The sequence below is a fragment of the Cellvibrio sp. 25HG11W-0 genome (assembly GCF_057815475.1).
Genome location: NZ_CM174230.1, coordinates 2,964,981 through 2,977,956 on the forward strand (window position 1 = coordinate 2,964,981; position 12,976 = coordinate 2,977,956).

The following is a 12,976-nucleotide window of genomic DNA, read 5'->3' on the forward strand; positions in this document are numbered from 1 at the left end:
CAACTGAAATGGAATATTCTTCAATTGAACAGCTTCTCGAATCACTTATTAGCGACTCCCAATCCTCAGATAAAGGAAGCGGAGTTGAATTAGATTACGATCCAGAGTTTATTGACTTAGAGAACATGTTAAACACTCAGCCAGAGCAGCAATATGGAGATACCATTATTCCTGCTGCGGGGCCTGATTGGTCCAAAGCGCTCCCCAAGGCAATGCAACTCTTAGAGAAAAGTAGAGACTTTCGGTTGGTCACCATCATCACCCGTGCGGCAACTCACCGCCAGGGGTTAAATGGCACATTAAAAGGTTTACAAGTTATTAAGAATCTCTGCCAACACTTCTGGGAAAGCGCCTACCCCAGTCTTGAATTTGATGGAGAAAAAGACCCCTTGCCGCGTAGCAATGCGATAGCACCTATTGGAGCCGCGCAAGGTCTTATAGGAGATTTGCGTGCAACTGAAATCTCACTGAGACAAGCAGGCAAAATCACACTCGGGAAAATAGAGCGGATTCTAACCGGCAGAGAAGATGAGGATGAGCAACCGCTGCGCAGAGATCAGCTTATTCAAGCCCTGAAAGAAGAACTCACAAACAATAATGCAGACATGTTACTTCTTAATGATTTACGCAAAGAAATAAGCATGCTCGATGCAGCATTAAAGCAAAGTTTTGGCATCGAATACGCGCCAGACCTAAAGAATCTATACGCGTTCATTAACCTAATAGTTCCTGAAGCAAACACCCAAAAGCACGAGCAGGATGAGGGGGCTGAGCTATCACTCGCTCACGAAAGTGATGACACAACAACTAATGAAAAAACAGTCAATATCAATAAAGTCAAAAACAGAACAGATGCAATCGCATTGCTAGACACCGTTTGTCAGTTTCTTGAAAATAATGATCCGGCCAACCCAGCACCACACTTAATACGGAGAGCAAGGAATATGATTGGACAAGACTTTTTTACCATTTTAAAAGAAATCGCTCCCGATGGAGTATCTCAAGCCGAGAACATTACTGGCTTCAAACACTAATAGTACCTGTAAACATCCCAGCGCTTAATCTAGGAGATCATTCATGAGCAACAATCAAAGTAGTCAAAAGTTTATCGCACGCAATCGTGCTCCCCGCGTCCAGATTGAATACGACGTAGAAATCTACGGCTCTGAAAAGAAAATCCAGATTCCATTTATCATGGGCGTAATGTCGGATTTAGCAGGAAAGCAACAAGAAGAGATGCCCGCAGTAACAGACAGGAAATTTCTTGAAATCGATATAGATAACTTCGACGAACGCATGAAAGCCATAAAGCCACGGGTTGCGTTTAGTGTTCCCAACACCTTAACCGGTGAAGGCAATTTAGCGGTTGATATCACATTTAACAGCATGGAGGACTTCTCGCCTTCCGCAGTAGCCAGAAAAGTTGAAGGATTATCTACATTATTGGATGCTCGCACTCAGCTCAACAATCTCCTCACCTATATGGATGGCAAGACTGGCGCAGAGGAACTGATAAGTAAAGTACTGCAAGACCCAGCACTCTTGCAAAGCCTCGCAACGGTTCCTAAAAAAGCTGAATCTGCAACAGCAGACAACGAATAGTTATCATACATTTAAACAGGAGCACTCCCCATGGAGCTAACTGAAGCGATAAATCCTGCTGAGCAACTAAGTCAGACCAGTGACTTCTCAAGCCTGCTGCAAAAAGAATTTAAACCTAAAACAGAAGAAGCAAAATCCGCTGTGCAAATTGCAGTGCAAACACTTGCACAACAAGCACTATCAATGTCGACGACTATTGATCACGATGCCTACAAGGCCATCGAAGCTATTATTGCTGAAATAGATATTCGTCTATCGGAACAAATCAACACCATCATTCACCATGAAGAGTACTTAAAGCTGGAGAGTGCTTGGCGCGGCTTGCACTATCTTGTCAATAATACTGAAACAGATGAAATGCTTAAAATCCGTTTCATGCCTATAACCAAGCAAGAACTGCATCGCACACTGCGCCGTCATAAAGGCGTGGGTTGGGACCAAAGCCCAATATTCAAAAAAGTCTACGAACAGGAATACGATCAACTCGGCGGCTCACCTTATGGTTGCCTAGTTGGTGACTACCATTTTGATCACTCACCGCCAGACGTAGAGCTGCTGGGTGAAATGGCAAAAATTTCTGCCGCCGCGCACTGTCCTTTTATAAGTGCTGCAGCACCAACAGTCATGCAAATGGACTCATGGCAAGAACTTGCCAACCCACGAGATCTAACCAAAATTTTTGAAAATACTGAGTATGCCCCTTGGCGCAGCCTTCGCGCATCAGATGACTCTCGCTACTTGGCGCTCACCATGCCGCGCTTTCTGGCACGAACTCCCTATGGAGCAAAATCAAATCCAATCGATGATTTTGACTTTGAAGAAGATATAGACGGGTCTGATCATACACGCTACTGCTGGGCAAACTCAGCCTATGCAATGGCCGTAAATATCAATAACTCATTTAAGCAATATGGCTGGTGCACATCTATTCGCGGTGTGGAGTCTGGCGGTGCAGTGCCGAACTTACCCACGCATACCTTTCCCACCGATGATGGTGGTGTAGATATGAAATGTCCAACTGAAATCGCCATATCCGATAGACGCGAAGCCGAATTAGCAAAAAATGGCTTTATGCCTCTTATACACAGAAAGAATACCGATATAGCCGCATTTATCGGTGCTCAATCAGTGCAAAAGCCTAGTGAATATTTCGATCCAGATGCAACAGCAAATGCAAATCTTGCTGCACGCTTACCATATCTTTTTGCATGCTGTCGATTTGCTCACTATTTGAAATGCATAGTGCGCGATAAAATTGGCTCCTTCAAAGAGCGCGAAGATATGCAGCGCTGGCTCAATGATTGGATCATGAATTACGTGGATGGTGATCCGGCTAATTCATCGCAACAAACCAAAGCACTTAAACCACTTGCGGCGGCAGAGGTTTATGTGGAAGAAATTGAAGGAAATCCAGGTCAATACTCTTCTAAATTTTTCTTAAGACCGCATTACCAGCTTGAAGGGCTTACCGTATCTTTGCGCTTGGTATCAAAACTACCTTCTGTAAAAAATGGTAGTAACTAGAGATTAGGATCTTGCTGCATTGCAGCTAGCTCTTAATAGGAAAAGTTTCCCCCTCAAGGGGGAAATTAACACTTGATGTTGTATTAACAAAGGAAGAAACACCATGTCTACCGAATCATTACAAGATTTTTTCATAAAAATCGACGGTATTGCCGGCGAATCACAAGACTCTAACCACAAGGGTCAAATTGATGTTCTTAACTGGGGTTACGCAGTTACTCAATCGTCATCGGCTAACACCGGCGGCGGCGGCGGCGTAGGGAAAGCGAACTTTAGCGAATTAGTGTTTTCTCACTATATCGATAAATCAACTCCCAACCTGATGAAGTACTGCGCCAGCGGTAAACACATTGCTTCTGTTGAGCTTTCTTGCTGCAAAGTGGGCGACGGCCAACAGCAATACATGAAAGTCACCTTAAGCGATGTGCTTATTACTCGCGTTTGCCCTACCGGCGACTCTAGTAGCCCACGCGTTATGGAAGAAGTTGGCGTTTCTTACTCCCAGATCAAGGTGGAAGTTAAAGAACAAAATGCTAACGGCTCCATGGGCGCAGCAGTTACTGGCGCTTGGGATGTTAAGCAAAACAAGGCCGCTTAATTGGCCCGACGTTGCCTGCTCAGCAGGCAACGTTTTAAATGCAACTATCTACTCCTATTAAATGATCCCAAGAAGGACTCTGATCAATGAGCTACAAATTAAAAGTGACGGAACAAAGTGTATTCGGTAAGGGACTTTACGTAAACGCGCAGGGCAATACTGAGTGTGTCGAATTTGTTCGGCAAGCAACCAGTGCTCCGCAGAGCACCCTATGGAAAAAAGGTATTAAGGTATCAGAAGCCAAATTTGGTGAAATAGCGCGAGGCACAGCTATCGCTACCTTCGACACCAATGGAAACTATCCAACAGACTCACTCGGACGGCATGCAGCCATTTATTTACAACATAACGATCAAAATATCGTCGTGCTAGACCAGTGGAACCAACAAGGTGAAGTTAAACAACGTCCTATTCGCTTCAACAGACCAAAAGGCACAAAGCGCAGCAATGACGCCAATACTTTTTATGTAATTGAATGAGGCCTTAAAATGCAAGTTATTTTTGTTGTTTCAGTTTTTATTTTTTCGTTAGCGGCAAGCTTTACAGAGGCCTACGAAATTCAATGCCCCTCATCCATAACTGAAACCCCTATGGTTGCAACGAACACAACAAAATGGTCCGCTGTTACCTCAACGGGTGAGCGACAGCTACAGAATGTTAGCGTTTACAATGGAACCTTATCTGATTACTCGTCACAGGTCCCTGACGAAATACAAGAATTTAAGACGCACGACCTAGTCACATGGAATTTAGTTCGTGGCCCGAAAGATACCTTTTGGGTTGGCTGCAGTTATTTAGACACAAGCGCCATTCTCTTCCAAAAAATAAAGCGCTCCGCAACGTCTTGTACAGCAACCTTCGCACCACTGCCAAACGGAAAAAGGCAATTGCTGACTGCCTTTTCGTGCAAATAGTAGGCGATCCAAAAAAACTCTCAAAAGAGGTTAAAAAATTTCTTAATAAGAGTTTTACAGATAAGCGTTTAACACTTAAATGTTTAACACTTAAATGTTTAACACTTAAATGTTTAACACTTAAATGTTTAAACAATAGCAACGAGAAGAAAATTGCTACTCAAGGCTATCTTGACCTTGGCGACCAGCCCTTAAGCCTCCACCCAAACCACATTACTAGGGTACAGATTTTCGACTAGCAAGCTGCTTGCAGATTTCTCATACTTTAATTAAAAACTGCTAGGATTTGCACAAATGCAATCAACAACAGCCCAAGAATCCACCACCTATAATGTAGCGATTGACTTACAAATATCGCAGCTACATCAATCAATTCGCAGCAATCCAGCTAAAGTGGAATACCGAGTACATCTAGCTCAACTGCTCATGATTTCTGGCCAGTGGAACCGCTGCTTACAACAACTGCAAACAACTGCACAATTGGATCCAAAATCCATCCCTATGGCACAAACCTATAGAGAGTTAATTTGCGCAGAAATTTTTCGCGAGCAAGTATTCAGCGGGCAACGGGCACCCACCGCCAAAGCCGCAGTGGAGCCTTGGCAAGATCTACTTGCGGAAGCTTTAGTGGCGCGAGCAAACAACCAACCCGCGATAGCAGATGAATTACAGCAACAAGCATATAATCAGGCGCCAACCTGCAAGTTTTTAATTAATGATCAAATCGTCAATTCGATCGCAGATGGCGACTCACGCCTTGGACCTATCTGCGAACTGTTTATTAATGGTAGCTATTACTGGGTTCCCTTCACGCAAATCCAGCAAATGACGCTAGAACCACCAAAGGATTTACGCGATCTAGTGTGGATGCCAGCAACAATTACCTTAATCGACGCGTCAGAGCACGTTTGTTTCCTACCTAGTCGCTATGCCGCTAGCCATGCCACTAACAACGATCAACTGGCGCTATCGGCACTGACAGAGTGGACGCCACTAAGCGCAGAAAGTTGGGCCGGGTTAGGTCAAAAAATGCTGATAGCAGATGAAGTTGAGTTTTCACTGCTTTCTGTCCGTAGTTTACAGCAACTAAGTGGCAATTAAGCATGCAACATACTGCCATCAAACCTGCACGCGGCGCGCGCTTATTACCAAGCTTGCTCGAACGGCTGACGGATCACAATCCGCAACAAAAAAAGGAAGTTTTTAATACGTTTAGTATGAATAAGCGTGACTATCGCGCCAGTGTTTTGCGCGATATGACTTGGTTGCTCAACACCACCAATGCAGAATCCTCAATCGATTTTTCAGCAGCGTCTCACGCCCAAAAATCAGTATTGAATTTTGGAGTGGCGGCGCTTTCTGGGCAGTATTTGGTCGACGATGACCGCAGTATGATTGCACGCTCTATAGCGCAAACACTCACTGCATTTGAGCCGCGGATCATACCCGAGAGCTTACATGTGAATGCCTTGCCCATGAACGATGACTATGCCGCAAAAAACCAATTATCGCTGGAAATAAAAGGGCAACTGTGGGCAGAGCCCTACCCGCTAGAATTTTTGCTTCGCAGCCACATAGATTTGGAAATCGGCTTGGTGCAACTAACTGATCTTTTAGGCTCAGCCCAATGAACCAAAAAATGTTGGAATACTACAACAAGGAATTAGCTTACCTGCGCGAAGCAGGTGAGACTTTTGCCGAACACTATCCGAAAATTGCCTCGCGCTTGGCCATGAACGGTATAGATGTCGCAGATCCCTATGTTGAGCGCCTGCTGGAAGGATTTAGTTTTCTTACTGCACGCATTCAATTAAAAATGGATGCGGAATTCCCACGTTTTATTCAACGACTTATTGAAGTGGTTTATCCAAATTATTTGGCGCCCACCCCTTCAATGTGTATTGTACGCATGACGCCAGGCGATCTAGCCAACAACCAACGCAATGGCTACACCTTAGCCCGCGGCACACGTCTGCGTTCCAAGCCAGTCCTCGGCAAAACACCCTGTGAGTTCCGCACTGCGCATGAAGTTGAATTACTGCCACTAAAAATTACCCATGCACAGTTTCAACCGATGCCCATAGATTTAAAACTGTTGCGTCACAAAGTAAAATCAAAACCAATTTCCATTCTGCGCATGCAGTTCTCACTCCATGTGCCCCTGCTGTATACCGGCAAAGAAAAAGACAAAATATCCATTCATCTCAGTGGCGGCCAGCAATTAGCCTCGTGCTTATACGAGCTCATATTGGGGCATAATTTAGGTGTTGCTATACGCCCAACAGATCGCATTGAAACCGAGGCGTGGCAATTTCTTTCAGCGGATACACTTTCCCCCCAAGGGTTTGATGAAAACGAAGCACTTTTACCCTACGCCAATCAAAGCTTTCAAGGCTATCGCCTACTGCATGAATATTTTTCCATGCCAAGCCGCTTTCATTTTTTTATGCTCCATGGAATCAAGAAATTTTTAGACCGATACGATGCCTGCCAACAATTTGAAATTGCGATTTTACTTGATCAAGACACGGCAGAATTCGAACAAATAGTCGATCAGAATAGTTTCGCGCTCTTTTGCACGCCCGCGATTAATTTACTCTCGATGCGCTCAGACCGCATCCCACTCTCTGACACACGTAATGAATTCCATGCGATACCCGATCGCGAACGTCCGCTGGATTACGAGGTGTACAGCATAGAGCGCGCTGAAGGTTTCGATCGGGACAATACCATTGAAGAGGAATTCCGCCCCTTCTATGCCACCAATGCCGATGACAAGGGTAATCATGGAGCTTATTTTTCCATGCGCAGAGAACCGCGACTCGCATCTGAAAAAATTCAACGCAACGGCGCGCGCTCAACTTATCAAGGATCAGAAATATTTTTATCCTTGGTTGATCAGCAAGATGCACCCTTTAGTAAAACCATGCGTCAACTTGGTGTAGAAATGACCTGCACCAACAGAGATTTACCGCTATTACTTTCCATCGGAACCGAGCAAGATTTAACCCCAGTGGAATCTCTACCTATAGCTGGAATTCGAATCATTCACGGCCCCACGCGCCCGACTCCAGCGATTGATGAAGGTGAAATGCACTGGCGCTTTATCAGCCACCTCAATCTCTCCTATCAAAGCCTTGCGCATGACACACCAGAACAAGGAGCAAAAGCCTTGCGCGAATTATTGAGCCTTTACACCGCATTAGGCGATCCCGCTACCAATCGCCACAGCAAGAGCTTACTTAAAAGTGAACTCAGCGCGATAACGCGTCGCTTACCTGGCACAGGGCCACTTATTTTCGGGCGCGGTGTAGCAATCTCTATAGAAGTTGATGAAACTCCCTTTGCTGGCGCCAGTCCCTACTTGTTGGGTGCCGTTTTAGAGCGCTACCTCGCGCGTCACGTCAGTATTAATTCGTTTACCGAATTTCATTTGATTAGTGCACAACGAGGAAAAATTGGCCACTGGGCGGCACGCGTGGGAGGCAGAGCAATTTTATGAATGCAGTGCTAACCCCAGGCCCACACGACAAACTTCAAACCTTACTGCAAGCCATTGAGGCCAACCCCTATGGCTTTGATTTATTTAGTTTGTTGCGCCAAGTGGAATCCTGCATACCCGAATACCCTCGCCTAGGGCGCGCGCATCGCTACATTCAAGAGCCCCTGCAACTCGGCCAAGAACCAAGCTGTGCCTTTGCAACTTCAACTATTGCCAAGCTTTATCACTACAGCGGTAAACGTAAACCCAAACTCAACATCTATAGCTTCGGGCTCTTTGGTCCCAATGGCGCCATGCCCTTGGTCTTTACCGAATACGTCAAAGAGCGCATGGCGCACCATGGCGATTACACTCTCAGCGACTTTGCCGATTTATTTCACAATCGCTTAATTATGCTGTTCTATCGCGCCTGGGCAAATGCGCAGTCCTGTGCGAGCTTAGACCGAAAAGAAGATAATTTTTCCCGCCACCTTGCCAGCCTCACGGGCCTGGGCATTGACCCCAATGAAACACCAGACGCTATTGCTAACCATGGCCGCTGGCATCAAGCAGGTCATTTAGTGCAACAAACCCGCAGCGCTGAAGGTTTAGAAAAAATTCTCGCCAACTATTTTAAAGTGCCCGTTCAAATCGAACAGTTTGTTTGTCATTGGCTCAAATTACCGAAAGATCAACGAAGCTATCTCGGCGGGTTCAGTGGCGCAACGCTCGGTTATGATGCGGTACTAGGTAAAAAAGTACGCGACCGCCAACATCACTTTCGCATTCATCTTGGCCCGATGAAAGAATCAGCCTACAACCAGTTTTTGCCAACTCAACCCAAGTTTCGCCAACTGTTGGATTGGGTGCGCAGCTACATTGGTATCGAACTCAGCTGGGATCTACATCTCATTCTACACAATGATGGACAAACTGCCGGCATGCAATTGGGGCCAAACAAACACCTAGGTTGGAACAGCTGGCTGGGGGAACGAGCGCCATTAAAAGGACACCTAAACGATGTCATACTGCATCCGGAAAATATATTAAATCAATACCAAAAACCACTTCCTGTGCATCAGCACCACTAACGTTCACTTAAACTTATAGATGACTCAAATCATGAAAAAAAAGCTACATATTTGCGCATTAATCATCGGATTTTTTAGTCAGGCCCTGATGGCTCAAACATCACCAGATCCGGATCCTTTTTTAGCTCAAGCATTTGACGGGGTCTGGCAAATGGAGCGCGTTGCCACCACACTGCTGACAGAGCGGGTAGATACTCGCGCAATTAATCAAATGCTGCGCCACGAACCTCAATATAAAGATGCACCCATCTATTTACGTGAGACAGGCGAGGTCGGTGCGATTGAATACCAAAAAAAACGCTATGCTATTAACCCAAATCGCTGGGGTAGTTTTCCACACCTCAATGCTGACACCATGCGTCTTATCGAAATTAAAGTACCGCAAACTTCTTATCTCGTACTTTCGGGTTTAGGTGAAGGGTTATTCTCCGCCACTACGTGGAAACACTATCGTTTTTTACACGTATTAGATATAGGCCGCGGACGCAACATCGTAAACTACTATCCCCTACTCGCTGAAGCCGGCTTAGGTGAGCGAGTATTAGGTCATCTGCCCGATTCACCTTCATTAAATTATGCGCGCCTAGTGCCAACCACTTGGGACAAAGATAATCTGCCAATTCGCTATGAAATTTTACTTTACAGCCTCGACCGCAACGGTATTGAGCGAGTATTTAAAAATGGAATCGCGCTGTCTTATATTCTGGAAAAAGCAACCGACAGCCCTTTATGGAATTTAAGCAAATCAGAAACAACCCCCATCACCGATGAATTGGATCGCAAAGGCCACTACTTTACTGGCGCACGCATGACTATCGAAGATTACGAGCGTCTTCATCCGCCAAAAAATAAAAAACGCAGTAAAAAGAAAAATACCAAGAAAAAAGACACCACTAAATAATAAGGATTATTTATGAGCGAAATCAGTCGCACCGCCCTATTCGGCAAACTCAATCCTCTGGTCTACAAAGCCATCGAGGGAGCTACGGTATTTTGCAAACTCCGTGGCAATCCCTATGTCGAACTCGTCCATTGGCTGCATCAAATTGTGCAGCTCAATGATAGTGACTTGCACCGTATTGTGCGTCACTACCAACTGGATAGCGGTGCGATTGCTGCAGAACTCACCCAAGCCCTGGAACGCCTCCCCAGCGGCGCAAATGCTATCAGTGATCTATCGGCAAACGTTGAGGATGCCGTAGAGCGCGCCTGGGTCTATGCCACCCTAATGTTTAACCACAATCAAGTGCGCAGCGGCACGCTACTGTTAGGCCTATTAAAAACCCCTAATCTCAAGCAAAAGTTAGCGCAAGTTTCACCGAGCCTCGCAAACATCGAGGCCGATAAACTTACCAGCGAACTTATGCAGATTATTCAGGAATCACCTGAAACTCAATTAAGCGCCAGCGATGCCAGCCACCTGCAAATTGGCGAACCCGGTGAAGCCAGTGGCGCCATGGCGCCCGGTGCACTGGGTAAGCAAGAAGCGCTGCGCCGCTTTGCGGTCGATTTAACCGAGCGCGCGCGCAATGGAGAAATTGATCCAGTGACCGGACGCGATGAAGAGATTCGTCAAATTGTCGATATTCTTATGCGTCGCCGCCAAAACAATCCTCTGCTAACTGGCGAAGCAGGTGTCGGTAAAACCGCGGTCGCGGAAGGCTTCGCGCTGCGCCTTGCGCAAGGCGATGTACCGCCACAACTAAAAGACGTAAGCCTACTGTTGTTGGACATAGGTCTTCTGCAAGCGGGCGCCAGTATGAAAGGCGAATTTGAACAACGCCTGCGCCAAGTCATCGACGAAGTACAAGCCAGCCCCAAGCCCATCATTTTATTCATTGACGAAGTACATACCCTGGTCGGTGCCGGTGGTGCCGCAGGTACTGGCGATGCCGCCAACTTACTAAAACCCGCGCTTGCCCGTGGCACTCTGCGCACGATTGGCGCCACCACCTGGAGCGAATATAAAAAATATATAGAGAAAGACCCAGCCCTAACCCGCCGCTTTCAAGTCGTGCAAATAGGTGAGCCAGACGAAGCCAAAGCCATCGATATGCTGCGTGGCATTAGCGCCAGTTTGGAAAAACATCACGGCGTACTATTGCTCGATGATGCCATTGCCGCGGCAGTAAAACTCTCGCACCGCTACATTCCCGCGCGTCAGTTACCGGATAAAGCCATCAGTCTGCTGGATACCGCCTGCGCGCGCGTTGGCGTAAGCCAGCATGCTACCCCTGCTGAATTGGAAGACTGTCAACGCCACATTGCTGGCCTGCGTATTCAAAGCGACATTATTGCCCGTGAAACAGCACTGGGTTTAGCTAACCCCACCCGCGCCGAGGAGTGTCAAACTCAACTCGATGCCGCCCTCGCTCGCGAAGCCGAATTAACAACGCGCTGGCAGGCTGAGAAAACCTTAGTCGATGAACTGCTGCAACTGCGTCAGCAGCTCAATGAAATCCGCCTTGCCAAGCAACAGCTTGCACTGCCCGAAACCAATCGTACCGAGGCTCAAACGGCAGAGCTAAACGCAATCATTCCCTCTGCCAGCGCTATGGACGAACTCTTAGCGCGCCATCAACAAGGCTTACAAACGCTGACCGAGTTACAGGCCGATAGTCCCTTAATTTTGTTAGCGGTCGATGAAACCGCCGTTGCCTCAGTGGTCGCCGATTGGACGGGCATTCCCGTTGGGCGCATGGTGCGCAATGAAATCAGCAGCGTATTGCAATTGGCCGAGCATTTGGATCAGCGCGTTATTGGCCAAAGCCACGCCCTTGAGCAAATCAGCCGCCGCATTCAAACCGCGCGCGCCCATTTGGATAACCCCAACAAACCGATTGGGGTATTTATGCTGGTCGGGCCCTCCGGCGTTGGTAAAACCGAAACTGCCTTGGCACTGGCAGAAACCCTCTACGGCGGCGAACAAAACCTCATCACCATCAACATGAGCGAATACCAAGAGGCACACACCGTCTCCAGCCTTAAAGGCGCACCGCCTGGTTATGTGGGTTATGGCGAAGGTGGTGTACTCACCGAAGCGGTACGCCGCAAGCCCTATTCCGTGGTGTTGTTAGATGAAGTGGAAAAAGCCCACCCCGATGTACATGAACTGTTCTTTCAAGTCTTTGATAAAGGCTGGATGGAAGATGGCGAAGGTCGCGCGATAGATTTTCGCAACACGGTGATTCTACTTACCTCTAACACCGGCACTGAGTTGATCACCAACCTCACCCGCGACCCAGAGTTAATGCCCGAACCCGATGCCATGGCTAGCGCTTTGCGCGAACCTTTGTTGCAGGTGTTTCCACCGGCCTTTTTAGGGCGCTTGGTGGTAATCCCCTATTACCCGCTCAATCATGACACCCTGGCCAAAATCGTTCGCTTGCAACTTAACCGCATTGCGCAGCGCACCGGTGAGCAACACCACATCAACTTCAGCTACGATCAGGCCGCAATTGATTTGATTATTCAGCGCTGTACCGAGGTGGAATCCGGCGGTCGCATGATCGACGCCATTCTCACTCACAGCCTGCTGCCGGTGATTAGCCGCGAGCTGTTAACCCGCATGGTAGATGGCCAGAGCCTTACTGAGATTCACCTCAGTGCCGACCAGGGTGAGTTCAGCTACCGCTTTGCGCCTGCAGCCGCTCAGCCGCTAAGGGATATAAGCATCTCAGCAGAGCCCCTAATCGCACTACCCAACAACGTCGAGCCGACTCAAGCCAATGAGCTGGCCACCCCGGAAGCGGTATAAAGGAGTTTT

12 protein-coding genes are annotated in these 12,976 nt (G+C 47.2%); all 12 read left to right on the forward strand.

Going from position 1 to position 12,976, the window contains the following annotated elements; all coding sequences use genetic code 11:
• Positions 1 to 8: 8 nt before the first annotated feature.
• The 12 genes from tssA to tssH all read left to right on the forward strand — a co-directional run bounded on the left by tssA (position 9) and on the right by tssH (position 12,967).
• On the forward strand, positions 9 to 1,034 hold the full coding sequence (tssA, locus tag AC0KUT_RS12440; RefSeq protein ID WP_488830323.1) for a type VI secretion system protein TssA: 1,026 nt from the start codon (positions 9 to 11) through the stop codon (positions 1,032 to 1,034).
• A gap of 43 nt (positions 1,035 to 1,077) precedes the next feature.
• Entirely contained in the window at positions 1,078 to 1,602 is a 525-nt protein-coding gene (gene tssB, locus AC0KUT_RS12445) for a type VI secretion system contractile sheath small subunit (protein WP_488830325.1), read from the forward strand.
• Positions 1,603 to 1,632: 30 nt separating this feature from the next.
• Positions 1,633 to 3,126, forward strand: coding sequence for a type VI secretion system contractile sheath large subunit (gene tssC, locus AC0KUT_RS12450; RefSeq protein ID WP_488830327.1), 1,494 nt, complete (start codon positions 1,633 to 1,635; stop codon positions 3,124 to 3,126).
• A gap of 103 nt (positions 3,127 to 3,229) precedes the next feature.
• Positions 3,230 to 3,724 (forward strand): Hcp family type VI secretion system effector, encoded by a 495-nt coding sequence (locus AC0KUT_RS12455; RefSeq protein WP_488830329.1) that lies wholly within the window; start codon positions 3,230 to 3,232, stop codon positions 3,722 to 3,724.
• 86 nt (positions 3,725 to 3,810) lie between these two features.
• On the forward strand, positions 3,811 to 4,203 hold the full coding sequence (locus tag AC0KUT_RS12460; protein ID WP_488830332.1) for a BPSL0067 family protein: 393 nt from the start codon (positions 3,811 to 3,813) through the stop codon (positions 4,201 to 4,203).
• A gap of 9 nt (positions 4,204 to 4,212) precedes the next feature.
• Positions 4,213 to 4,638 carry an STY0301 family protein gene (locus AC0KUT_RS12465; RefSeq protein WP_488830335.1) on the forward strand — a complete coding sequence of 142 codons (426 nt, stop codon included), beginning with the start codon at positions 4,213 to 4,215 and terminating at the stop codon, positions 4,636 to 4,638.
• A 294-nt stretch (positions 4,639 to 4,932) separates the two neighbouring features.
• Positions 4,933 to 5,739: a type VI secretion system accessory protein TagJ gene (locus AC0KUT_RS12470; RefSeq protein WP_488830337.1), complete on the forward strand. Its 807-nt coding sequence runs from the start codon at positions 4,933 to 4,935 to the stop codon at positions 5,737 to 5,739.
• A 2-nt stretch (positions 5,740 to 5,741) separates the two neighbouring features.
• A complete protein-coding gene (gene tssE / locus AC0KUT_RS12475) occupies positions 5,742 to 6,269 on the forward strand; it encodes a type VI secretion system baseplate subunit TssE (RefSeq protein ID WP_488830339.1) in 528 nt (175 codons plus the stop codon).
• Entirely contained in the window at positions 6,266 to 8,140 is a 1,875-nt protein-coding gene (tssF, locus tag AC0KUT_RS12480) for a type VI secretion system baseplate subunit TssF (RefSeq protein WP_488830341.1), read from the forward strand. The genes tssE and tssF overlap by 4 nt, the downstream gene beginning before the upstream one ends.
• A complete protein-coding gene (gene tssG / locus AC0KUT_RS12485; protein ID WP_488830342.1) occupies positions 8,137 to 9,210 on the forward strand; it encodes a type VI secretion system baseplate subunit TssG in 1,074 nt (357 codons plus the stop codon). Before tssF ends, tssG begins: the two co-directional genes overlap by 4 nt.
• A 31-nt stretch (positions 9,211 to 9,241) precedes the next feature.
• Positions 9,242 to 10,111 carry a hypothetical protein gene (locus tag AC0KUT_RS12490; RefSeq protein WP_488830344.1) on the forward strand — a complete coding sequence of 290 codons (870 nt, stop codon included), beginning with the start codon at positions 9,242 to 9,244 and terminating at the stop codon, positions 10,109 to 10,111.
• Positions 10,112 to 10,123: 12 nt separating this feature from the next.
• Positions 10,124 to 12,967 carry a type VI secretion system ATPase TssH gene (gene tssH / locus AC0KUT_RS12495; protein WP_488830346.1) on the forward strand — a complete coding sequence of 948 codons (2,844 nt, stop codon included), beginning with the start codon at positions 10,124 to 10,126 and terminating at the stop codon, positions 12,965 to 12,967.
• The last annotated feature ends 9 nt before the right edge of the window (positions 12,968 to 12,976 follow it).

What these genes read in the sequence shown, in the direction of transcription:
- tssA (WP_488830323.1), top strand. Translation starts at nt 9, where the DNA reads ATGGAATATTCTTCAATTGAACAGCTTCTCGAATCACTTATTAGCGAC.
- tssB (WP_488830325.1), top strand. Translation starts at nt 1,078, where the DNA reads ATGAGCAACAATCAAAGTAGTCAAAAGTTTATCGCACGCAATCGTGCT.
- tssC (WP_488830327.1), top strand. Translation starts at nt 1,633, where the DNA reads ATGGAGCTAACTGAAGCGATAAATCCTGCTGAGCAACTAAGTCAGACC.
- AC0KUT_RS12455 (WP_488830329.1), top strand. Translation starts at nt 3,230, where the DNA reads ATGTCTACCGAATCATTACAAGATTTTTTCATAAAAATCGACGGTATT.
- AC0KUT_RS12460 (WP_488830332.1), top strand. Translation starts at nt 3,811, where the DNA reads ATGAGCTACAAATTAAAAGTGACGGAACAAAGTGTATTCGGTAAGGGA.
- AC0KUT_RS12465 (WP_488830335.1), top strand. Translation starts at nt 4,213, where the DNA reads ATGCAAGTTATTTTTGTTGTTTCAGTTTTTATTTTTTCGTTAGCGGCA.
- AC0KUT_RS12470 (WP_488830337.1), top strand. Translation starts at nt 4,933, where the DNA reads ATGCAATCAACAACAGCCCAAGAATCCACCACCTATAATGTAGCGATT.
- tssE (WP_488830339.1), top strand. Translation starts at nt 5,742, where the DNA reads ATGCAACATACTGCCATCAAACCTGCACGCGGCGCGCGCTTATTACCA.
- tssF (WP_488830341.1), top strand. Translation starts at nt 6,266, where the DNA reads ATGAACCAAAAAATGTTGGAATACTACAACAAGGAATTAGCTTACCTG.
- tssG (WP_488830342.1), top strand. Translation starts at nt 8,137, where the DNA reads ATGAATGCAGTGCTAACCCCAGGCCCACACGACAAACTTCAAACCTTA.
- AC0KUT_RS12490 (WP_488830344.1), top strand. Translation starts at nt 9,242, where the DNA reads ATGAAAAAAAAGCTACATATTTGCGCATTAATCATCGGATTTTTTAGT.
- tssH (WP_488830346.1), top strand. Translation starts at nt 10,124, where the DNA reads ATGAGCGAAATCAGTCGCACCGCCCTATTCGGCAAACTCAATCCTCTG.